The organism is Anaerocolumna jejuensis DSM 15929 (assembly GCF_900142215.1).
GTDB lineage: Bacteria > Bacillota > Clostridia > Lachnospirales > Lachnospiraceae > Anaerocolumna > Anaerocolumna jejuensis.
Genome location: NZ_FRAC01000009.1, coordinates 102,167 through 124,820, shown reverse-complemented (window position 1 = coordinate 124,820; position 22,654 = coordinate 102,167). Strand labels below are relative to the sequence as shown.

Here is a 22,654-nt window from a genome sequence, read left to right as displayed (position 1 = left end):
TGATGAAAAGGAGGTCAGGCATATGTTTATTATTACAATGTTAAACACAAATCAACAGAATAAAAGATGCATGACCGGCCTGTGTGAGAGATTATCATAATTTTGAACATATATAAGCTTTTTGAGCCGCGGGTTGTGTAGAATCTGCGGCTTTTTTAATACATGGAACGGGATGTCAGGCTAAAAGTATACTTAAAATATGCCTGAACGCCAAAAGACGCAGAGAACAGAATCTGCGTCTTTTTTTGCTTATATGGCATGCAAAGTTTGAGCACATCGGCCGGAAAAGGCAGGAGCGTAAGATATTTTGTACAATCCTCCCAAACATGCGAAGAAAGGAAATAAACGTATACATGAAATTATCCATTAAAAAATATGGAGCACTGCTTGCAAAATACATGAAAAACAGTAAGCTTTCCTTGTTTTTGCTGGCGCTGATATTAGGGGGCAGCATAGGGCTGCAATTGGTCAATCCGATGCTTATCAGCTTTTTCATTGACGGCATAGGGGCAAATAAACCAATGAACGATTTGATCAAGGCAGCGGTGCTCTTTATAATTGCTGCCTTTACCCAGCAATTACTGGCAATTGCCTCTACATACCTTAGCCAGAATATCGGCTGGCGTACCACCAATACCCTTAGACGGGATATGGTAAAACACTGTCTTTCTCTGGATATGAATTACTTTAAGGAGCATCCCTCCGGAGAGCTGGTGGAAAGAATTGATGGAGATGTAACAGCATTATTTAACTTTTTTTCAAAGCTGTTTATCAGCTTTGCCAATAATGTTCTGCTAATGGTTGGAATCATACTTGTTTTAGCTTTTAAAAGCCCTCTGATTGGATTGGCTTTTACCCTGTTTTTGGTATTGGCCTTTAGCATATTGGGGAGAACCCAGAAAGATGCTGTGGACAATTTCGGAAAGGACCGAGAAATTACTACAAAATTCTATGGCTTTTTGGGCGAGCACCTGGATTGCACCGAAGAAATCAAGGTAAACGGTGCAGGAAGCTATTGCCTGGAGCGCTTTATGGAGCTGCTGCGAAAATGGCTGCCCATACGTCTGAAAGCTCATTTATCAGGCTATAAGATCTGGATTACCCTGTCCGGACTTTTTGGAATGGGGGATATTATGATATTTGCCTTGGGAGGATATCTCTGGTACAAAGGAAATATCACCTTAGGGCTGGTATACCTTATGATTAATTATTTTCAGCTTCTGGAGAATCCCCTGGACCAGTTACGGGAGCAGCTAATGGATATCCAGAAGGCAACTGCCAGTATTATACGCATTGAGGAGCTGTTAAAGCTGACTTCCAGCATCAAAGACGATGGCACAGCCAGCCTTGGAGAGGAAGAGGAGCTGTCCTTAAGCTTTGAAGAGGTTTCCTTTTCCTATGAAAAAGAAATACCCGTATTGCAGAATATCACCTTTGACCTTGGGGCAGGGAAGGTATTGGGGATTTTGGGACACACGGGCTGCGGAAAGACGACCCTTGCAAGGCTTGTGGTAAGATTCTACGAACCGGATTCGGGGAATATTTATTTAAACGGTAAGAAGCAGCAGGATATCCTGCTAAAGGATATTCGCAAAAGCATTGCGTATGTAACCCAGGAGGTACAGCTGTTTCATGCCAGCGTGAGGGACAATATCACCTTTTTTAATCCCGGAATCCCGGATGAGCTGATTATCTCAACCATCTGCCGGATGGGATTAAAGGACTGGTATGAAAATCTGAAAGAGGGGCTTGATACCGTGCTGGTGCCGGGAGGCGGAATGTCCTCCGGTGAGGCACAGCTCCTGACCCTTGTCAGAGTGTTTTTAAGGAATCCCAGGCTGATTATTCTGGATGAGGCCTCTGCAAGACTTGACCCGGTTACGGAAAGGTTCCTGGAAAATGCCTTATCCACACTGATAGAAGGCAGGGCTTGCATTATCATAGCCCACAGGCTGTCAACGGTTCAAAGGGCTGACAACATCCTGATTCTGGATAAGGGAAGAATGCTGGAATACGGTCAGAGAGAAGAGCTGTTAAAGAATAAGAATTCAAGATTGAATGAGCTGTTAAGCTTTGGGATAGAGGAGGTGCTGGTATGAAAAGCAAAAAACAAAAGAAGGAGCTTTCTATGGCAAGGCTGATGCTTAAGATGATGGCTTACAGGCCCGGCCTTTATGCCGTAAACTGTCTTTTATGGGCAATGATACATGTACTTCCTCTGGTAATGGGCTTACTGTACAAGGAGTTTTTTCAGATACTTACACCTCACAGTGACTTTTGGAACAGTCTGGCGGTGATATGCGCCCTGACTCTTGCCTATACGCTTGGCCGAATGGTGAATATTTATCTTGGTGCCAATGCAGATAACCTGCACCGTTTTACCATGAGTGCCCTGCTGCGCAGGAATATGTTTGAAAGTATTCTGAAGAAGCCCGGAGCGGCAGCAGTACCCTGGGCCTCGGGAGAAGCACTTAACTGCTTTCGGGATGATGCGGATACCATCGAGAATACCATTAGCTGGACATTGGATTTTATTGGAACCCTTACCTTTGTGGTAGTTGCCGTGACCATCATGTTAAATATCAACGTTAAGATTACACTTTTAGTATTTGCTCCCATGGTAATTGTAGTAGGTGTTGTACAGATGCTGAGAGAGAAGCTGCAAAAATACAGAGAAGCCGCCAGAGAAGCTACGGGAATGGTGACCGGAGCAATGGGAGAAATCTTTGGTGCGGTTCAGGCTATTAAGGTAGCAGGGGAAGAAGAACATGTATTGGGCTATCTGGAGGAACTGAATCATAAGAGGCATAAATTTATGCTGAGAGACACACTGCTTTCACAGACCCTTAATTCCGTATTCCATAATACGGTAAACCTGGGAACGGGATTTATTCTCCTTTTGGCAGCAGGACTTATGAAAAAAGGGGAGCTAAGTATCGGCGATTTGTCCTTATTCATATTTTATCTGAATTTTATCTCTGACTTTACCAGTTTTTATGGAAGTTTTATTGCCAATGTCAGGCAGGGAAAGATATCCTTTGAAAGAATTGCGGAGCTGATGCAGGAGGCGACTCCCGAAGGTGCCGTGGCACATACAGGGATGCCCTTAAAAGATGCAGAAAGTAAAAGAAAAATTGCGGCAGGCAGGAAGATAGAGGCAGGAAGGAAGACAGAGTCAGGAAGAAAGACAGAGAAAGGAAGAATGGCAGAGGTGAAAAAGGAAGCGGAGGCGGAAGCACTTCGGGAGCTCCAGGTAAAGGGATTGACTTACCTTTATGAAAGCTCCGGAAACGGAGTGGAAGACGTAAGCTTTACCTTAAAGAAAGGTTCCTTTACTGTGATAACCGGAAGAATCGGCTCCGGTAAATCTACCCTGTTAAAGGTATTGTTAGGCCTTTTGCCTGCCCAGAAAGGAAGTATTTACTGGAACAGCAGGGAACTGAAGGAACCCGGCGAATTTCTTACAAAGCCCCATTGTGCCTATACTCCCCAGATTCCAAGGCTTGTCAGTGACACTGTAAGGAATAATATTCTTTTTGGATTAAAGGAAGAGGATACGGATTTACTGGAAGCTCTGCACTCGGCTGTTTTCGAGGAGGATATTTCACAGCTGGAGCAGGGGCTTGATACTGTCGTCGGTCCAAGGGGTGTGAAATTATCAGGCGGGCAGATACAAAGAGTTGCGGTAGCCCGTATGTTTGCCAGAAAAGCAAGCCTCATGGTATTTGATGATATCTCAAGTGCGTTGGATGTGGAGACTGAGAACAAGCTATGGAACCGGCTGTTCGGGAAACGCCCCGCAGCCAGCCTGGTGGTATCCAACCGCAGACTGGCACTAAAACAGGCGGACCAGATAATTGTTATGAAAGATGGCCGAGTGGATGCCGTGGGAACCCTGGAGGAGTTACTTCAAAATAACGAAGAAATGCAGGCTATCTGGGGCTGATGAAGATATTACGGTGTTTCCCTGAGCTTTTTCAGATATATTAACATATTATCTTCATCTCTTTGGTTATATTCATAGAAAAGACTGCCCGCAACGGCGACTGCTATCCGGTGGAAAAGTTCACAGGCATGAAATACGGCATCCCATAGGTTATCATAATCGGAATAGGTAAGCTCATAGAGTTCATACAGCTCATGGGGCAGGTATTTTTTAAAATACTTGCCCCACTTTCCGGCTGAGACTTTAAAGCCGGTCTGGGTGCCAATATACCATTCTATCATTTTATCAAGCTCGGCATGGACTGTTCCATGATACATTCTCATGGCATAGGGCATCTGATTTCGAACCAGCCCCTTGGCAACGTTGTTAAGGCACCACCAGAACTCGTTGCAGCAGCCGTCATACCGGCACTTTGAAGGTTTCTGAATCCAGTAGCCGCTGTCATTTGATGAAGGGATGGAGGGAAGGATAGTATCCTTATCCAGTAGAGGTACGGTTAAAGTATCTGACGTATATTCTTCCTCCATCACTTCCTTTATCTGTATGTGCAGATCAATACGGTTGCCATCCACAAAGAGCATCAGCCAGCCATAGGAGCGGCTGAGATCGGCATTCATACCAAATCCCAGGTCATTGGAATCCGGTTCCTGTACCATGGCAATATCACCGAATTTTTCTATCCAGCCCTTATCCTTTAGGAAGGAAGCTGTCTCTGTAACAACATAAACAATATCATAATCCTGATAACTGTCCCTTGTTACATTGGGATTTGTCCGGGAGCCGTTCATATAAACTGCCCGGATACGCTCGTCCTCTCTTGCAAGACCAAGGATCAAGTCAAACATTTCATTTTCTGAACGCATCTTAACCTCTTTTCTGAAAATTCAATTTTGAATTGGATAATCGTTAAACTTACATAAATCCCAGGGAAGCTCTATGAATTTCCTCATCCCAGCAATTATTGTCCATTTTTTCGTATAACAGAATAGTATAATTATACCACGTGTAAAAATAAGAACAAGTGTTTAGATGGAAAACCTTTCTCATTATCTGGATAGCTGGCTAAGCAAAAAAACAGGATAAGGTATTTTTAATTCCCCTATTCAACCGATTTCAATGATTCAATCATATCAATCTTTTTCAGGTTAAAATAAGTAGTAATCTGCATGATCAGAGAAAAAGCCATTGTAATTAAAAAGGTCCAGAGAAAGCTTAACCCTTTGACAGACTTAAAATATACAAACTCCTCCCGTTCAATGACTCCCATAACGAACCGGTGCAGGCCGATTCCAAGAAGAAGTCCGGCAGCAATGCTGATTATTGTTAAGAGCAGGGCTTCCCGGTAGATATATTCATTGGTTTCCATGTCATAGAAGCCAAGTACCTTTAAGGTGGCAATTTCACGTTTCCGCTCGCTGATATTAATAGAGGTGAGATTGTAAAGTACAATGACCACTAAAAGGCAGGAAACAAAGACCAGCAGAAGGACAACACTGTTTAAGCTGCTGTTTTCTTTCACAGCCCGTGATAGAATATCCTCCGTAAAGGTTACATTTACCGCCACTTTGCTGTCAAGCAGGTTTTGGGCGTAAACAGCGGCATCTCCCTGATAATTGGAAACAATCATATTGTAGGTGAGGGGCTGTTGGAATAGCTTTGTGTAAAGGCCCTTACTGATATAAACATAATTTTTGATATGGTTTTCTGCGATATCCGAAACCGGCAGGGAGTAGGAATTGTTATCTGAGTCTTTAATCCGGAGTATATCGCCCTTTTTTAAGTTGTATACAGCAGCAATCTTTTCAGAGATAATCACTCCGGTATTATTTAATTTAACAGTATTTCCCGTCTTATAGTTTCTGATATTGTAATAGGTTTTAAAAGCTTCTTCTTTTTCCGGCACTATCAGGTAGGCATCCAGTTCCTTTTCCTTTGATTCACAGGTAACGGAAGTCTGCTTGATAAATAAGGGATTTGAAATACCTTCTTTCTTTAAAAGAGCTGACAGGTCATTGCTGCTTTTGGTGTCATTCTTCAGCACGACCATATTGTTGTACCGGAAAATATCCTGGAATTGTTTCTCTGCTACGCCGTTTATGCTGTCCTTAATGCCAAATCCGGTAAGAAGCAGCGCCGTGCACCCGGATATTCCAATGATTGTCATAAAGACTCTGGACTTATAACGGAAGATATTACGCATGGTAACCTTCCAGGTAAAGGACAGGTGCTTCCATACAAAGCCAATTTTCTCAAGGAGAATGGTCTGGCCTTTCTTGGGAGGAACCGGACGCAATAAGGCAGCCGGACGGGCCTTTAATTCCTGGTGGCAGAAAATCACAGTCACTGTAGTCATAAGCAGGACGGCAACAGCTAAAATGGTAAGAAAGCTTATGACGTCAAACTGCAGAATCAAAGGCGGCAGGATATAGGGAAAGCAGGTATAGATGATTTTAGGGATGATTGTACAGCCAATAAAAAATCCACAGGTACTTCCCAGAACAGTAGCGGATAAAACATAAAGGAGATAGGTTGCAACAATGCTATTATCATGAAAGCCCAGAGAAGTCAGGGTGCCAAGCTCTCCGCGCTCCTCCGTAATCATTCTGGCCATGGTATTGGAGGTCATTAAAATCACTATCAGTATAAAAAATAAAGGAATGATTGCCGCAATGAGCCTGATGGTAGTGGCAGCGGATTTTAAATCACTGTAACCGTTTATTACATTGTTTCTGTCAAGAATGGTCCATTTGGCTTTTTCGATATCGGAAAGCTTATCTTTTGCTTCCGCTAGCTTCTTTTGAGCATCGGATATCTTGGTCTGAAACTCCTTTAGATTCTTATTGTATTTGTCATATCCGTCCTTCAGCTTTTTTTCGTTTTTGGAAAGCTCTTTCCTGCCATCCTTTATTTGCTCTCTTGCACTGGCAATCTGGGAGTTAAAGGCAGCTATCCCCTGATTCAGCTCGCTTTCCCTGGCAGTGAGGCTCTTAATGGACTCCTCTAGAGTGAGTAAGCCCTTATAGGAAGCGGAATATTCCTGAATCTGTGCATCCAGCTGCTTATATTCCGGGCTGTCTTTTGAAAGAAGGCTCTGCCTGGATTTTAAGGTTTCAAGAGCTGTGTTTAATTCTGTTATTTTCGCATTCAGTTCGGCTTTGGTGATGCCGTACTTTTTTAAAGCAGAGTCAATCTGATTCCAGCCGTCGGCAATTTTCTTCTTTGCATCTTTAAAAGCAGCGTTTTGAGAGGTAATCGTGTCCTCCAGGCCGGCTTCCTTTTTGGCAAGTTCCTCTTTGCCATCGCTTAATTTCAGTGCGTTTTTATCAAGCTTTTTCTTAGCATCGGCCAGTTTACTTTCACCTTTGGCTTTTTCCTTTTCAAAATCCTTCGTTTTCTCCTCAATTTTATTGTTTGCTTTTTCGTAAATTTCCTGATATCTGGCATTTTCTCTTTCGGGCTTTAGCTTTTCGATTTCGGTTTGAAGCTCTGTCATGATATCCTCATGCTTCTTTGAAAAGGCATTCAGATTATCGGTACCGGCAGCCCGGATATTGATATGGGTATAGGCATCCAGATTAAAATTATCCTTTTTCACATAAAGAAAGGAAAAGAGTTTTCCGTCACCGACAGTGGTGCTTCCGTAATCTTCCGATAAAAACAGCGGAGTTTTTACCGTTCCGACAACGGTAAATTCCGTATTTGATAATTTATCACCTTCATCGCTGGTAATCGTGATTTTATCACCGATTTTATAATGCTTACTATCGGCTGCACATTCGGTATTGCTTTCCGGCAAACGGCCCTGCACTAGCTTTAAGGTGTTGACGGTTTCTTCAATTGACTGAATTCTTAAGGCATTTCCCTGTTCCAGCACATCCAGTGAGTAGCTTGGTGTAACAGAGCTCACAGCTTTCAGAGTCTGCAGGGCGTTCACATCCTCTGCTGTCAGACCCAGAGTACTGACGATCTGATAATCCATCAGTTTCCGGGATTCCATGTATTTGCTGAAGGAAGAGGTGATGTCCGGGACACTTTCCTGTATTCCGGCAAAGAAACCAACTCCTACCAATACTATCAAAAACAGGGACAGGAATCTTCCCAGGGATTTTTTAATTTTAATCAGAGTATTCTTATACAGCACGTTTCTCACCACACGATTTCATTTGATTTTTTGGGATTCTCATTGAGAACAATATGATTGACGGTTCCGTTTTTAACATGGATAACCTTGTCGGCGATATCTGCCAAAACCGCATTATGGGTTATGAGAATAGTTGTTGTCCCCATGGTTTTGCAGGTGTTCTGAAGCAGTTCAATGATCCGCTGTCCAGTGGTGCTGTCAAGGGCTCCGGTAGGCTCGTCACATAAAAGGATCTTTGGATTTTTAGCAATTGCCCTGGCGATGGCAACGCGCTGCTGCTCACCGCCGGAGAGCTGTGCCGGGAAATTGTTGATACGGTCGGATAAGCCTACCTGTTCCAGTACTGTTTTCGGGTCAAGGGAGTCACGGCATATCTGACAGGCCAGTTCTACGTTTTCAAGAGCGGTTAAATTTGCCACCAGGTTATAGAACTGGAAGACGAAGCCGATATCATTCCGCCGGTAGTTTACAAGATTCTTTTTGTTATATTGATGAATGGCATTGCTGTCTACAAGGATGCTGCCCCCGCTTGGAGTGTCCATACCCCCTAAGAGGTTCAGGACAGTGGTTTTCCCTGCTCCCGACGGCCCCAGTATAACCACCAGTTCGCCTTTTTCCACTGTAAAGGAGCAGTCCCTTACCGCTGATATGGTGACATCACCCACGGTGTATTCTTTTTTTATGTTATTCAGCTCAATGAAAGCCATGTATTTTCCTCCGGTAATCCAACATAGTGTTGATGATTTATCTTTAATATAGTATACTGACAGTATGTATTTAATTCAACAGACAAAAAGTTAAAAAATGAAAATTAATCAACAGATTTAATAAATATGTTGAGAAAACAGCAAAAAAGTTAAAATTCAGGGAATATTCACTGGTTATTTATGGGATACAATAGTAATAGTATAAATAGCCAGTTCTTAAGCATTTCGCAAGTAAACTTACAATATACATGGGAGTTAAATTATGAAGGAAAAGAAAACCGACAGGCGGGTAAAGTATACCATCATGGTAATTAAGCAAAGCTTTGTAAAATTGTTAAAGACGAAGCCAATAGCTAAAATCACTATAAAGGAAATCTGCGAGGAGGCGGACATCAACAGAGCCACCTTTTATGCCCATTACCAGGACCAGTATGACCTGCTGCAGCAGATTGAGAAGGATATCATCAGTGATATTAACCAGTATCTTGGCAGCTATAATTTGCGGAATGCCCATGAAATGCCTCTTGAAATGCTTGATAAAATCCTGGAATACATAAAAGAAAATTCGGAAATATTTGATGTGCTTTTAAATTCCAGCGGAGATATCAAGTTCCAGCAGGAAGTTACCAATATTATCGGAAGGCAGCATTTCTCCCTGCAGGGGACCAACGAGGATGAGGACGAATATGTATTCCTGTTTTTTGCCAATGGCAGCATCGGTATTATCAAAAAATGGTTAAAGGACGGTATGAAAAAGCCTGTAAAAGAAATGACGGAATTAATTTTCGATTTGTCTTTAAATGGCAGAGGAGGCAGGAAAGGTTAATATAACTGAAAAACCATACCTTATTTTGTCTGTAAGGAGCCGTATATGAGAAATTTAAAAAATGATTTTGCGGAAGCTGTTAAAAAGATGCTGGACAGTAAAACCCTGGATAAGATTACTGTCACAGATATTGTGAATGATTGCAAGGTATCCAGGCAGGCTTTCTATTATCACTTCAGTGATATTTATGACATTATCGAATGGATTTTCAAGCAGGAAACGGAATATGCCCTGGAAAAACACCGGAACATAGAAACCTGGCAGATTGGTTACTGCAATCTGTTGAATTGGCTTAAGGATAACCGCTCTTTGGTTATCAATACCTATAAGTCCATCCAGAGAGAGTATATCGAGAACTTTATGTACCATGTACTTTTTACATATATCAACCAGGTGGTAGAGGAGCAGGCAAAGGGATTCAATGTCAGCAGCGATCAAAAGGAATTTGTAACGAAATATTTTACGCTGTCATTTAATGGGATTGCATTGGATTGGATAAGAAACGGTATGAAGGAAGAGCCAGAAAAAATCGTAAAAAATATCGAGGTATTGGTCAGAGGAGATTTTAAAAAAGCGTTGGAAAAGATGCATGCAGAAAACCTGCGTGAAATAAAAGGATAGGGTAATGAGCCGGTTTCTTTACAAATACCCCCATGTGTAAATTGTACTTTACGAATTCGTGATATATATTGAGGTTATATTATTTCGAAGGAGGTATTTAATATGCATTATACAAATGGGAATTATGCCGCTTTTTCAAAACCATTAAAATCCAGTACCGTTGACGGTAAGAAAGCATACCTGATCGGAGGAGGTCTGGCGGCTTTGTCTGCGGCTGCCTTTTTGATAAGGGATGGGCATATGGAAGGCAGGAACATATGTGTATTGGAAGAGCTGTCTCTGCCCGGCGGCGGATGTGACGGCGTAAAGGACGACAACAGGGGCTTTATCATCAGAGGAGGACGGGAAATGGAGGACCATTTCGAATGTCTGTGGGACTTGTACCGCTCCATTCCTTCTCTGGAACTAGAAAATGCATCTGTTTTAGATGAGTTTTACTGGCTGAATCAGGCGGACCCCAGCAGCTCGCCGGTAAGAGTGACCGTAAATCAGGGAAAGGATGCCAATACACTGCATAAATTCACTCTGAGTGACAGAGCAGCTATGGAATTATCCAGACTGGTGCTGACACCGGAAGAGGCCCTTGATGATAAGAAAATTACGGATGTATTCACTGAGGACTTCCTGGCCTCCAATTTCTGGCTGTTCTGGCGTTCCATGTTTGCTTTTGAGGAATGGCACAGTGCCATTGAAATGCGCAGATACCTGACTCGTTTTATTCATCTGACCCATACCCTGACGGACCTTTCCGGCCTGCGCTTTACAAAATACAACCAGTATGAATCCCTGATACTTCCCCTGGTCAAATATCTGGAGGCAGAGGGGGTACAGTTCCGGTATGATACGGTGGTAACCAATGTAGAATTTGAGTGTAAAGCAGATAAAAAAATAGCGAAGAAAATCCAATGCACGTCAATGGGAGAAGATACCGGTATAACCCTGACAGAGAAGGATTTGGTCTTTATAACCCTTGGATGCAGTACCGAGCAGTCAGGCTTTGGAGATGACAACCATCCGGCTGTGGTTCCCGAGGGCATCGGCCCTTCCTGGGAATTGTGGAAGAACATTGCAGCACAGGATGAAGCCTTTGGAAGGCCGGAAAAATTCTATGGTGATGTAGCCGGCTCTAATTGGGAGTCCGCAACCATTACCTGCCTGGATGATAAAATTCCGGAATATATTTCTAAAATGACCGGCAGGAATCCCGGCAGCGGAAGTATTGTGACGGGAGGACCCATTACAGTGAAAGATTCCTCCTGGCTAATGAGCTGGACAGTAAGCAGACAGCCTCATTTCAAGGTACAGCCCTCCGGACAGATCGTTGCCTGGGTATACGGCCTGTTCTCCGATGTGGAAGGCGATTTTATTAAAAAGCCAATGAAGGAGTGCACCGGCAGTGAAATTGTAGAGGAATGGTTATACCACATAGGCGTTCCAGCTGAGGAAATTCCGGAGCTGGCTAAAAACCATGCCCATTGTATTCCCTGTATGATGCCCTATGTCACTTCCTATTTTATGGTCAGGAAAGCAGGTGACAGGCCGGACATCGTTCCCAAGGGTGCAGTAAACTTTGCTTTCATCGGTGAACATGTTGAAACACCAAGAGACACGGTATTTACAACGGAATATGCAGTCCGCACCGGTATGGAAGCGGTTTATACCCTCCTAGATGTAGGACGGGGCGTTCCGGAGGTCTATGGCTCGGCCTTTGATGTACGGGCACTTTTAAAGGCAGCTGCAAGCCTTTTGGATGGGAAAAGGCTAAGGGATATTGCGATGCCACAGGATAAGAAGATGGCACTTGGCAATCTTTTAAAGGAAGCAAATGGGACGGTCATAACAGAACTGCTTAAGGAATCCGGGCTAATTTAGGATAGAGGGAAGTGCAGCCTGTTTTTAAGTATAGTCTTTATTGTAGACTAATAATAGGTAATAGGGTCCAAATGGAAGAAGCAGCCACAAAGCCATTCAGTTGGTCTTGTGGCTGCTTTCCGTAATTTCCGTATATCCTTAGAATTATAAATTACTATCAATGAATTCCTTGATAATAGCCAATAATTCATTGCTCCAGAAGGAACCTTCATGAGGAGCTCCCTCCACGCAGATAAGTGTTGCATCAGCTCCGGCATCCGATAATCTGTGGTACATTAGTTCACTCTGGGAATAATCCACAACGGTATCCTGATTGCCTTGCAGAATCAGGAAGGGCGGGTAGGAAACTCCCTCTCTGATATGGTCAACAGGATTCATTTCTAAAACCTTTTTCACATTTTCCTTTGTATCTTCTCCGCGAAGGGCTGCAAAAAGTGTCCTGGTATCTTCATCCATAGCCGCAATATTTTCCAGGGTATAAGTCAAATCAGTCGGACCAAAGCAGTCAACGACCAGCTTTACGGAATCTGAAAATTCGGAATATTCCTCTGTTTTATAGCGGGAATCATCTCCGGTAAGGCCCACCAGCAAGGCAGTGTTGCCGCCGGATGAAGTTCCCCAGATTCCCACCCTTTCGGAATCAATCTGATATTTGGCAGCGTTTTTCTTAAGAAAGCGGATGCCGGCCTTTACATCCTCTAAATATGCCGGAAAAGGATGTCCCTCAAGACTGTTTCGGTGGGTTAGGGTTGCTACCACATAGCCTTCCCTTGCAAATTGTGCCAATTGGGGCAGCTCATAATAAACATCGGGAAAGGTCCAGGCACTGCCCTGTACAAACACGATCAAAGGATATTTGGGCTGCTCCTTTGCAGTCTCATCCGTCCAGGGCTTTAACAGCTGAAGCTTTAAATCAATTCCCTGAGCGGTGGAAAATACAACATCAGGAATCATGACTGCCATGCCTTTTAAGGCAGGATTGTTCTTAATAACTTTTACTTCTTTGTACGCCATAACATAGTTCCTCCTGAATCGTTAATGTTAAAATGCTTATTACACGGTGAAACAAGTGTATAAAATATGTATGACATATATTTTAACATAAAAGCTGCAAAGCAACAATAGAACTAGCACCAGTATATCCTTTAAACAGTGCCTGATTTTCGCTTGCTGACGGCTGTCTTCAATTATCTCAATTCAGGGGGGATTGGGAACGGACGATGATTTTGTCTTACCTTTCGTAATTTTCTCGTTCGGGGTTCCAAATTCCACTAAAATGCCGGCAGCTGTTCCTGGCAGGTGAAATTATACCAAACTCGCTGGAAGGTTGTATTTGTGCAGGGCTGTGAGCTCAGACAGTGGTATAATTTTACCTAGGAACAGCTGCCGCCATTTAAGTGTCATTAGGGAACTCCTCAATAGAAAATTACGAAAGGTAAGCCAAAATCATCTGGGGGTTGGCAATAAACTCTTGGACAGTTATTGTGTTGTTGGAGGCTTTTAGAGCTTTGGGCACCGCAAACGCATAAGACCAAATAATGGATGGATATACACAGATGACCAAGGGGGTTGTTTGGGAGTTTTGTCTCAAGAGGTTCCTTCTGCCGCTTTAGTGGAATAAGGGTTCTCGCGCAACAAAACTCCCAAACAACCCCCTTGGTCATCGTCCACTTCCATAAACTTCCGTCATGCGCTTGTCGTGGTCAACAAAGTTAAAGGTTTAATATGGTAAATTGCACAAGTAGTGATGTGAGGGAAAGAACCACCCAGCAGGACAGGCCCAGTATGATAGGCTTTAATCCATTTTTCACAAGCTTTACAAGATTGGTGTTAAGCCCAATTGCTGACATTGCCATAACGATAATGTACTTTCCTGCTTTAACAAGAAATTCCTTTGCTGCGTCCGGTATTGGTAGAAAGGTACTGATAATGGAGGCAGCAACGAAGCCTAATATGAACCAGGGAAATATTTTGGAGAGGCTGTAATTTACCTTGCTGTCCTTTGCTTTGTTTCGGGAAACGAAGAGGGCAAGAACAAGAGTTACGGGGATAATCATAAGTGTCCTTGTAAGCTTTACAATGACAGCCAGATTTCCGGCAGCATTGCTGAAGGAATATCCTGCGGCTACAACGGAAGAGGTATCATTTACTGCGGTTCCTGCCCAGAGACCAAAATGGTAATCCGTCATCTGAAACAGATGTCCCAGAAAAGGGAAGAGAAAGGCAGCAATAACATTAAAAAGAAAAATAGTTGAAATGGAACGGGCAACATCTTCATCATCCGCCTGGATAACAGGAGCTGTGGCAGCGATTGCAGAACCGCCGCAGATGGCGGTTCCGACGCCAATCAGGATATTGGTATTCTTCTCAACCTTTAAAAGCTTTCCTATGAAATAGGCACTTAAAAAAGTAGCAGTCAAAGTAAAAAGCATCAGGACGATGGTCTGTCTGCCGACCTTTAACACACTGTAGAGGTTCATGTTAAAGCCAAGCAGGATAATGGAATATTGCAGAAGCTTTTTGGAGGTATAGGTAATTCCGGTTTCTAAGGCTTGAGGCCTCTTAAAAAAGGCAAGTATCATTCCAAAGAGAATTCCAAGTACCGGGCTTCCGATTATGGGAAATTTCTCTCCGATTATCCAGGCCGGAATTGCTATGACAGCAGTTACTAAAATGCCCGGTATTCTGCCCGGCTTTTTTACAGCAGCTTCACCGGAGGGGTTCTTTGTTAATTTAGTCATGTTTACACCTGTTACATATCACAGGCAGGCCTGTGATATTGCCGCAGTTAAAAATAAGTGAAGGAAATGGTTAGCGGCATCCTTTCTATAATTAGTATTTTCTTTCACTTTTAAAACTATTGCATAACACAGGCTGGCCTGTGATATTACCTTAAATTAAAATAAATGAGAGAACTGGTTAACGGCACCTTTCTATAATTAAAATTTTTCTTCGTCCTTAAAAACCCTTGCATATTACAAGAAGGCCTGTGATATTACCAAAGATACAGTTAATTACTTTCTGCGCATAAAAGTTTGTCACTATTTCGTTTATTTTGGCTCTGTACCAGTATATAGCTTGACAACATATAAGTAAAATATTATTATCTTATACATATAATAAGTAATTACTTATTGTTAAAAATACAACTAACATATCCGGAATATTTACCATGCCGGATATCAGGAGAGGATAACATTGACATTACGGCATTTTCAAATATTTGTGGCAGTCTGCGACAATAAGAATATGACAGCAGCTGCAAACAGCATGTTCATGTCCCAGTCTGCTGTGAGCCAGGCGGTTTCCGAGCTGGAAGAATATTATAATGTTCGTCTTTTTGAAAGATTATCAAAAAAGTTATATCTTACCCAGGCTGGTGAAAAGCTGTTAAGCTATGCCAGGCATATTATTGGCCTGAATGCAGCAGCGGAAAATGAAATGCGGGCCTTAAGGAAAAAAGGGAACATAAGGATTGGTGCCAGCGTTACAGTGGGTTCCTGCGTCCTGCCAAAGCTGGTGTCTGATTTCAGGAGGGAGTCTCCGGGACTTACCATAGAAGTCACGGAAGATAATACCTCAAAGATCGAGCAAATGATTATAAATGACAAGCTTGACTTAGGCCTGGTAGAAGGGGAAATAACATCCTCCGATATCAAAAGCAGGTCTTTGACAGATGATGTTCTGGTGCTGATATGTGCAAAGGATCATCCTTTTGCAAAACGCAGCAGGATTGAGCCCAAGGAGCTGGAGAAAGAGAATTTTATTCTGAGAGAAGTAGGCAGCGGAACCAGAAAGACCTTCGAGAATGTTATGGCGGAGAATTCGCTGAAGTGGACCGCAACCTGGACCTGTAATAATGCTGATACAATCAAGATGGCGGTAGCAGAAGACCTTGGAATTTCTGTGATTTCAAAAAGGGCGGTCAGCAAGGAATTAGAGGAAGGGCTTCTGAAGGCTGTAAATATAAACGGGCTGATTTTTATACGCCAGTTCAAGCTGATTTATCATAAGAATAAGTATTTCACAGAGGCAATAAAGAGCTTTACGGAGCTTTGCCTGCTGAAATATAAAGACCTGACGGAGGAATGAAGTATCGAGAATAAGAGCCGGCAGGCATGTAAGCTTGTAAGTCGGTAAGCCTGCAAGGGTACTCTTAAAAGTATATTTTCTCCTTCCAAGCCTATAATATAGTTAAGCCTTTACAGCGTTATTTCAGTTTTACAGGGACTTTTTAATGATGTTTATAGAAATTATGGGGTGATTTCCGAATGATTAAAAGGCATACCATTGCCAGTACCATAATGATAATTGCCATTTGTACGATAATTGGTGTTTTTTTCTGGATATCCTATCAGCGGATCAATGAGGTATATCGGGATGAAACCCGGATTACGATAACGAAAATGCGTAAACTGTTCCTGAAGGATACGGTCAATAACATCATTCAGGATATCACATTGGACAGGAAAAAGGAACGGGATTATTATCAGAAAAATATCGATAAAAGATATGAGACTCTTTTATCCGGGCAAAATTTGCCGGAAAAAGAGTACACAGATTATTTTAAACGCTGGTTCGCTTCCGACTATTCCCGGGATATCAATGAAAACGAGTGGACCGTCTTTTTATGGAATAACAGCAGCAAAAAGGTTATCTATGATCCGGCAGATATAGTAAAGAAGGACATCAATGAAAATCTGAAGACAGTAAAAACACAGCTGCTGTATTACCGGATTATAACCCACGGCCCAATCTATGGGCTTATCGGTGTAAGCAGGAAATATGTGGATAACAAAGTAAAAGAAGCGGCGGCAGATAAAATAAGAAATATGAAATTTGGCAATGGCTCCTATGTCTGGGTAAATGAAATCATCAACTATGCAGGAGGAAAGGATTATGCCATCAGACGGGTGCATCCCAATCTTCCCCAAACAGAAGGAACATATCTGTCAACCGACATGACGGACATCAAGGGAAACCGCCCCTATGCACAGGAATTGGCGGGCGTAAAAGCGCAGGGAGAATTATTCTTTACGTATTATTTTAAAGAGCTGAACAGTGATGACGTATCGGAAAAGCTGACCTATGCCAAATTGTATAAGGACTTTAACTGGATTATTGCTATGGGGATTCCTCTGGATGACATCCGGCAATATATTGACCATACCAATGCCAAGAGTATGGCAGCGGTGAGAGGTCAAATGATAACCCTTGTGGCGCTGATGATTATATTTGTGGCATTCAGCCTGTTTTTATTCCTGTCACTTGAACGGCTGTATACAAAAGATATCAGCAGGCAGATGGAACTGGAAATGAATAAGGATGTTCTGTCAAAAGCCTATAGCCGCAGGTTTGGCACCCTGGAACTGGTAAAGGAGTTTAAGGAATTTAAGAGGAAAAGGATAACAGATACGGCCATTTTTATGTTTGACGTCGATAGCTTTAAAGGAATCAACGATAATTTTGGACATGATGTGGGAGACAAGGTGCTGATTGAAATTGTAAACAGGGTGTACCAGGTGATACGAAGCTCAGACTGCCTGATACGCTGGGGCGGAGATGAATTTGTAGGCATCTTTCACGGGCTGAAGGAAGAGAATTCTGTTTACACTGCTGAAAAGCTGGCAGCAGCCATATCGGATTTAAGAATACAGCAGGAAAAGGAAGTCATAAGTCCGACCATATCCCTTGGAATAGCATACTTTGATGAGAAGGATGAAAGCTTTGAAGAGGTTATAAAGCGGGCGGATGCAGCAATGTATCAATCAAAGAAAGAGGGGAAAAACAGGGTGAGCCTTTACAGGGAGCCTTTTTCCTCCTCAATGTGATTTTTTATAGGCACTTGGCGTGGTGCCGGTTAGTCTTTTAAAGACCTCGTTAAAATGCTTGATATCACTGTAGCCCACCTGTTGGGCGATTACAATAATCTTGCTGTCGGTAGTTTTAAGTAAATGGCAGGCTTCTTCAATCCGAAGCCTTTGAACATATTCGGAAATCGTAAGGCCGGTGTAATCCTTAAAGAGCTTACAGTAATAAGTAGGGCTTAAAAAAGACCTGGAAGCCAAGTCGGAAAGCTTGACAGTAACATTATAGTTTTGTTTCAGATATTGAATGGATTGCTCAATAAGACTGGCATGGTGCGTTATCATGCCGGTTTTATTATTTGGCGAATTCTTCAGGGAGCGGAAAATTTTAATAAGAAACTCAATTAGGTATACACGAAGGATTTCTGCATACCCATCTTCTTTTTCGGTAAATTCCTTCAGCATTTTGTGATAAATATCCTCAAAGGCAGGATTTTCACCTTCTGACAGCTTTAAATCGCCCATACTGTCAGGAGCCAGGGAAAAAATAGAACGAAAGGAAAGATAGTGGATTACATCTTTAAAATCCTTGTAGTCAATCAGGTTGACATCTATGAAATCAGGCTTAAACACACAGTTATAGACCTTTAAGGGTTCCCTGTCAGAGGAAGCAAAGGAGCGGAATTCATGTGGTATATGGTAGTTAATGAGAAATAAATCCCCTTTGTTTACATCGTATTGCTTATCTCCCAGAATATGAATGCCGGAACCGGAAGCCACATAGGATATCTCAATAAAATCATGGACATGCAAATGCGGCTCGGGATTTTCGGTTATGTAGTTTATAAAGATGGAATTACCGTTCTGGAATAACTTTTCGCCGGTATCATGATAAATTAAGTTATTAGACATGTGATTCACCCCCGTTTCATTATAATACACAGATGTGAAATTGAAAATACACAATATGAATTGATTTGAGTGATAAAAGGGAAGGTTTTCAAAAGGGGACGGCAGTTTGTACAAAATAGAAAGCATGAAGGCTTCGATTACAATGTATAAGAAGTCCTAATTCTCTGAAGCTTTTGTGCTGGACATATCATCAAACAGATAACTCGTGGGCTCAGACAATCTGTTTGATGATATAGCACAAAAGCTTCAGAGAAAAGGACTTCTAATACATTTCCATAGGCGCCTTCATGCTTTCTATTTTGTGCAAACTGCCTGTGGGTTTTAAACGAGACATTTGTGTCGGGCTATTTTTAAGTATTATTAAGCAGCAAAGTAATGGCTTAGATGCATGCAGGAACATAAGAGAAGATAATGCCCCAGGTAGTTTAGCCGGAAGCATTATCTTCTTTATATTTGAAATATTCTAACAGAATAGTAATGACTATGATATTACTGCTCGTTTGTTAAATGGAATTTCTCTAAGAAATAGAAAAACAGAGAAAGTACCATACCGACAATACATCCAAGTACCATACCTTGTAAGGTGACCTTACCTAGCTGTAATGCCACTCCGGATAAGCCTGTAACGAAAATGACAGAGGTCAGTACCAGATTACGGCTGCGGCTGTAATCTACCTGAGCGTCTACCAGAAGACGGATACCGGATGCTCCTATGGTACCGTATAGTAAGAAGGAAATTCCTCCTATAACAGGTCCGGGAATTGTCTGTATTAAGGCAGCAACCGGCCCAATAAAGGATGATAGGATGGAAAGGATAGCGGCACCGGCAATAACCTGTACAGAATAAACCTTTGTCATTGCCATAACGCCTATGTTCTCACCATAAGTGGTGGTTGGAACAGAACCAACAAAACCGGAGAGCATGGTGGAGATACCGTCTGCTAACAGAGAACGGTGCAGGCCGGGATTCTTGATGAGGTCTCTTTCAACAATTTTACTGGTAACAATCTGATGCCCTATATGTTCGGAGGCTATAACTAAGATAACCGGGAATATCATAATGATAGCTTCAAGCTTAAATCTTGGCAGCTGGAAATTAGGCATTTTAAAGAGTTGTGTGTGGAGTGCCTGACTAACTTCACTTATCGTTACAACCTTTGTAAAAAGTGCTGCAATGTATCCTGCAATAATTGCTACTAATATGGGAATTACGGCAAAGAATTTACGAAAGAGCACATTACCAAATACGGCAACTGCTAAGGTAACTAGAAAGACAAGAACATTTTTGGAATCGATAGGAATTTTGTCTTGGGGGATAAGACCGGCTTTTTCAGCGGCGGTTTTAGCAAGTTCTAAACCAATGAGTGCAACCACAGGTCCCATGGCTGCGGGGGGAAGTACAACATCAATCCATTTGACACCAAACTTATAAATAATGAAAGATAGCACACAGATTGCAATACCAACTGCGATGAAACCGCCCAGTGCGTAAGGATAACCCCATGTAGTAATAACAATACCGGCGGGCCCAAGAAAAGCAAAGCTGGAACCGAGATAAGCGGGAGCTTTGCCTTTTGTAATAAGAATAAATAGTAATGTTCCAATACCATTCATCAACAGTACCACTGCCGGATTGATATTGAAGAGAATTGGAACCATAACAGTTGCCCCAAACATTGCGAACATGTGCTGAATCGATAAAGGTACCAGCAGCTTCGGTTCTACCTTTTCTTCTACTTGAATAATTCTTTTGTTTTCCACAAAAAAAAACCTCCTTCATATTTATCTTGAGTAGTATAACACGGACTTAAGCAGATTTCTACAACAAATTTTAAAATTTTTTGAATTTCTCCCCACTTAATTCCCAGAAAATATAAATAATAGCTATATTATTACTGGGTGTCCAATTTTACCCTGTATATAACCTACAAAGGGGTAAGGGTCTATTTTATGGCTTATTCCTGTTTACGGATTTTTCCTATGGGGTTTAACTATACCAGTGTGATAATATTAAAAGTCTTAGATTATTCCAGCACACCAGTTAATGGCATTGCACAGGAGCTGCTTGAAATCCTCCTGCTGCCAGACACTCAGAGTATGGCCGGGAGTCAATACGCACAAACGGCCCTTTCCCATATTTCTTGTATACCCTCCGATTTGTTCTCCGCCGCTTTCAGAATAGGTCTTTATAAAGATAGCAGCATCGGGAGCCGTTAATTTGATATTGTAGTGCTCATCTCTGACAGTAAAATCCCTGACGGTATCAACGATGGGATGGGAGGCTGTTATCTTCACATCCACAGTACAACGGGGAGGATGGCCAACGAAATAGTTTCCTGTAAAATCGGTGTAGGCGTCACCTTCCTTTGAAGTATTGCCGGAATGAAGGGAAAGAAAGCCGCCTCCCTTCCTTACATATTCTTCAAATTCTTTCGGGCAGACCTCTGTAACGCCTTCTTCAAACCAGGGAGAAGAATTGGAGGAATTCACGGCATTTCCTTTGCAGCAGATGATTACAGGGTACTTTGCTATCATTTCAGGGGTCAGGATGTCCTTGGCTGTTTTAATTACAGTGAAGTTATAAAGGTTCATAAGGGGCTTAATGCCCAGTTCAATAACCTCGGCGGGGTGCCAAAGGTCATCGCATAACAGTAATACGTCAATCATACAAATACTCCTTACAGATTCGGATTTCATATTTTCATAGGTCCATGCCAACAGTATATCCAAATACAGGAAAGAAGTCGATGGGCTAAATTATACTCGGATACCCATCTTTGTACAATAGGGCTTATAACCGCCGGCCTTTGTTGATTTCATAGCTGGGTGGTGGTAAGATAAGGAAGAGTAAGGAACGCTTGAAACTCGAAGTACGGTATAGAAAGCTGCATTCTATGGAGGTACTGCTTGGTATTGGTTGACAGCAGTACTGCAAATAAGCTTGTGGTAAACAAGAGGTGAAATTATGGGAAAAACTGCTGTAATCACAGGAGCTGACAGAGGGCTTGGGTTAGCGGTTGTTAAAGAATTTTTAGAAAAAGGCTATAAGGTATTTGCAGGCCAGTATATGGCTGAATGGGGCGAACTTGCAGATTTAAAGAAAGAGTACGATGAAGGTCTTTATATTATACCCTTGGACGTAGGTAACGATATATCCGTTAAAAATGCCTTTGATCTGGTTGCAAAGGAAACGGATTCTATTGATATGCTTGTGAATAATGCAGGAATTGCAGGCTCTGCCGGGGATATTTACGAATTGGAGGAATTGGAGAGAGGTTTAGCCATGTATAATACCAATTGCCTGGGAGCACTGCGTATGGTACATGCTTTTTTACCCTTATTGGAAAGAGGAGGGGAAAAAAGATTGTGCTTTGTATCCTCGGAAGCAGGCAGCATCAGTGTGTGCCACCGCCAGGAGGGCTATGTATATCCAATGTCAAAAACTGCCCTTAATATGGCTGTCCGCTTGCTGTTTGAAGAATTAAATCCCCGGGGTTATACCTTCCGTCTGTATCACCCCGGCTGGGTAAAATCCTATATGTCCGGCAGAAAAAGTAAGGCTGGAAAGTATGAGCCGGAAGAATCAGCAGCATCTGCCTGTCAATTTTTTGCCCAGAATCTTGTGCATGAGGATGTTCTGAAAATGTATGATAATGAATTTGCAGTGTGGCCGTTTTAAACTGGAAATCAGTAATGAAAACAAACTTACAGCTTAGATACTATATGAATATTTAATATGTGGTGCATTTAAATGTTTAAGTGAATATTGAAAGAGATAACGTGTGATACTGCAGGCAAGTTTGCCTTTGATATGCAGGGGAT

General features: G+C 42.2%; 16 protein-coding genes. 8 read left to right on the top strand and 8 right to left on the bottom strand.

Annotated features, from left to right (window positions below):
• The first annotated feature begins 353 nt into the window (after nucleotides 1-353).
• Together BUB77_RS08475 and BUB77_RS08470 are read left to right on the top strand one after the other, a co-directional pair.
• The gene (locus BUB77_RS08475) at nucleotides 354-2,099 is read left to right on the top strand and encodes an ABC transporter ATP-binding protein (protein ID WP_073275209.1); all 1,746 of its coding nucleotides are present in this window, start codon (nucleotides 354-356) and stop codon (nucleotides 2,097-2,099) included.
• Complete coding sequence (locus BUB77_RS08470; RefSeq protein ID WP_084124024.1) at nucleotides 2,096-3,946, top strand: ABC transporter ATP-binding protein; 1,851 nt, start codon at nucleotides 2,096-2,098, stop codon at nucleotides 3,944-3,946. Before BUB77_RS08475 ends, BUB77_RS08470 begins: the two co-directional genes overlap by 4 nt.
• A gap of 8 nt (nucleotides 3,947-3,954) precedes the next feature.
• Here BUB77_RS08470 and BUB77_RS08465 read toward each other — a convergent pair whose 3' ends face one another.
• The 3 genes from BUB77_RS08465 to BUB77_RS08455 form a co-directional block, all read right to left on the bottom strand.
• Nucleotides 3,955-4,809 carry an aminoglycoside 6-adenylyltransferase gene (locus BUB77_RS08465; protein WP_073274804.1) on the bottom strand — a complete coding sequence of 285 codons (855 nt, stop codon included), beginning with the start codon at nucleotides 4,807-4,809 and terminating at the stop codon, nucleotides 3,955-3,957.
• A 236-nt stretch (nucleotides 4,810-5,045) separates the two neighbouring features.
• Nucleotides 5,046-8,087 carry an ABC transporter permease gene (locus BUB77_RS08460; RefSeq protein ID WP_084124022.1) on the bottom strand — a complete coding sequence of 1,014 codons (3,042 nt, stop codon included), beginning with the start codon at nucleotides 8,085-8,087 and terminating at the stop codon, nucleotides 5,046-5,048.
• Nucleotides 8,088-8,092: 5 nt separating this feature from the next.
• Nucleotides 8,093-8,794 (bottom strand): ABC transporter ATP-binding protein, encoded by a 702-nt coding sequence (locus BUB77_RS08455; RefSeq protein ID WP_073274801.1) that lies wholly within the window; start codon nucleotides 8,792-8,794, stop codon nucleotides 8,093-8,095.
• A gap of 262 nt (nucleotides 8,795-9,056) precedes the next feature.
• On the opposite strand from BUB77_RS08455, the gene BUB77_RS08450 reads away from it, so the two are divergent.
• The 3 genes from BUB77_RS08450 (at nucleotide 9,057) to BUB77_RS08440 (ending at nucleotide 12,113) form a co-directional block, all read left to right on the top strand.
• Nucleotides 9,057-9,620: a TetR/AcrR family transcriptional regulator gene (locus BUB77_RS08450; protein WP_073274799.1), complete on the top strand. Its 564-nt coding sequence runs from the start codon at nucleotides 9,057-9,059 to the stop codon at nucleotides 9,618-9,620.
• Nucleotides 9,621-9,665: 45 nt separating this feature from the next.
• Nucleotides 9,666-10,241, top strand: a complete 576-nt coding sequence (locus BUB77_RS08445) for a TetR/AcrR family transcriptional regulator (protein WP_073274797.1) — start codon at nucleotides 9,666-9,668, stop codon at nucleotides 10,239-10,241.
• A 102-nt stretch (nucleotides 10,242-10,343) separates the two neighbouring features.
• Nucleotides 10,344-12,113 (top strand): oleate hydratase, encoded by a 1,770-nt coding sequence (locus tag BUB77_RS08440; protein ID WP_073274795.1) that lies wholly within the window; start codon nucleotides 10,344-10,346, stop codon nucleotides 12,111-12,113.
• A 144-nt stretch (nucleotides 12,114-12,257) separates the two neighbouring features.
• Here BUB77_RS08440 and BUB77_RS08435 read toward each other — a convergent pair whose 3' ends face one another.
• Both BUB77_RS08435 and BUB77_RS08430 read right to left on the bottom strand, forming a co-directional pair.
• Nucleotides 12,258-13,127 (bottom strand): alpha/beta hydrolase, encoded by an 870-nt coding sequence (locus BUB77_RS08435; RefSeq protein ID WP_073274793.1) that lies wholly within the window; start codon nucleotides 13,125-13,127, stop codon nucleotides 12,258-12,260.
• A 698-nt stretch (nucleotides 13,128-13,825) separates the two neighbouring features.
• Nucleotides 13,826-14,854: a YeiH family protein gene (locus tag BUB77_RS08430; protein ID WP_073274791.1), complete on the bottom strand. Its 1,029-nt coding sequence runs from the start codon at nucleotides 14,852-14,854 to the stop codon at nucleotides 13,826-13,828.
• Nucleotides 14,855-15,311: 457 nt separating this feature from the next.
• On the opposite strand from BUB77_RS08430, the gene BUB77_RS08425 reads away from it, so the two are divergent.
• Both BUB77_RS08425 and BUB77_RS08420 read left to right on the top strand, forming a co-directional pair.
• The gene (locus tag BUB77_RS08425; protein WP_073274790.1) at nucleotides 15,312-16,205 is read left to right on the top strand and encodes a LysR family transcriptional regulator; all 894 of its coding nucleotides are present in this window, start codon (nucleotides 15,312-15,314) and stop codon (nucleotides 16,203-16,205) included.
• A 179-nt stretch (nucleotides 16,206-16,384) separates the two neighbouring features.
• Nucleotides 16,385-17,944, top strand: a complete 1,560-nt coding sequence (locus tag BUB77_RS08420; RefSeq protein WP_073274788.1) for a sensor domain-containing diguanylate cyclase — start codon at nucleotides 16,385-16,387, stop codon at nucleotides 17,942-17,944.
• Here BUB77_RS08420 and BUB77_RS08415 read toward each other — a convergent pair.
• From BUB77_RS08415 to BUB77_RS08405, 3 genes are all read right to left on the bottom strand, one after another.
• Nucleotides 17,936-18,832: an AraC family transcriptional regulator gene (locus BUB77_RS08415; RefSeq protein ID WP_073274786.1), complete on the bottom strand. Its 897-nt coding sequence runs from the start codon at nucleotides 18,830-18,832 to the stop codon at nucleotides 17,936-17,938. The two genes, BUB77_RS08420 and BUB77_RS08415, sit on opposite strands and share 9 nt — an antisense overlap.
• A gap of 489 nt (nucleotides 18,833-19,321) precedes the next feature.
• Nucleotides 19,322-20,593, bottom strand: coding sequence for a uracil permease (uraA, locus tag BUB77_RS08410; protein WP_073274784.1), 1,272 nt, complete (start codon nucleotides 20,591-20,593; stop codon nucleotides 19,322-19,324).
• A gap of 258 nt (nucleotides 20,594-20,851) precedes the next feature.
• Nucleotides 20,852-21,499 (bottom strand): ThuA domain-containing protein, encoded by a 648-nt coding sequence (locus BUB77_RS08405; RefSeq protein ID WP_073274782.1) that lies wholly within the window; start codon nucleotides 21,497-21,499, stop codon nucleotides 20,852-20,854.
• A gap of 298 nt (nucleotides 21,500-21,797) precedes the next feature.
• Here BUB77_RS08405 and BUB77_RS08400 point away from each other — a divergent pair, with 298 nt between their 5' ends.
• Nucleotides 21,798-22,511 carry an SDR family NAD(P)-dependent oxidoreductase gene (locus BUB77_RS08400; protein WP_073274780.1) on the top strand — a complete coding sequence of 238 codons (714 nt, stop codon included), beginning with the start codon at nucleotides 21,798-21,800 and terminating at the stop codon, nucleotides 22,509-22,511.
• Nucleotides 22,512-22,654 lie beyond the last annotated feature (143 nt).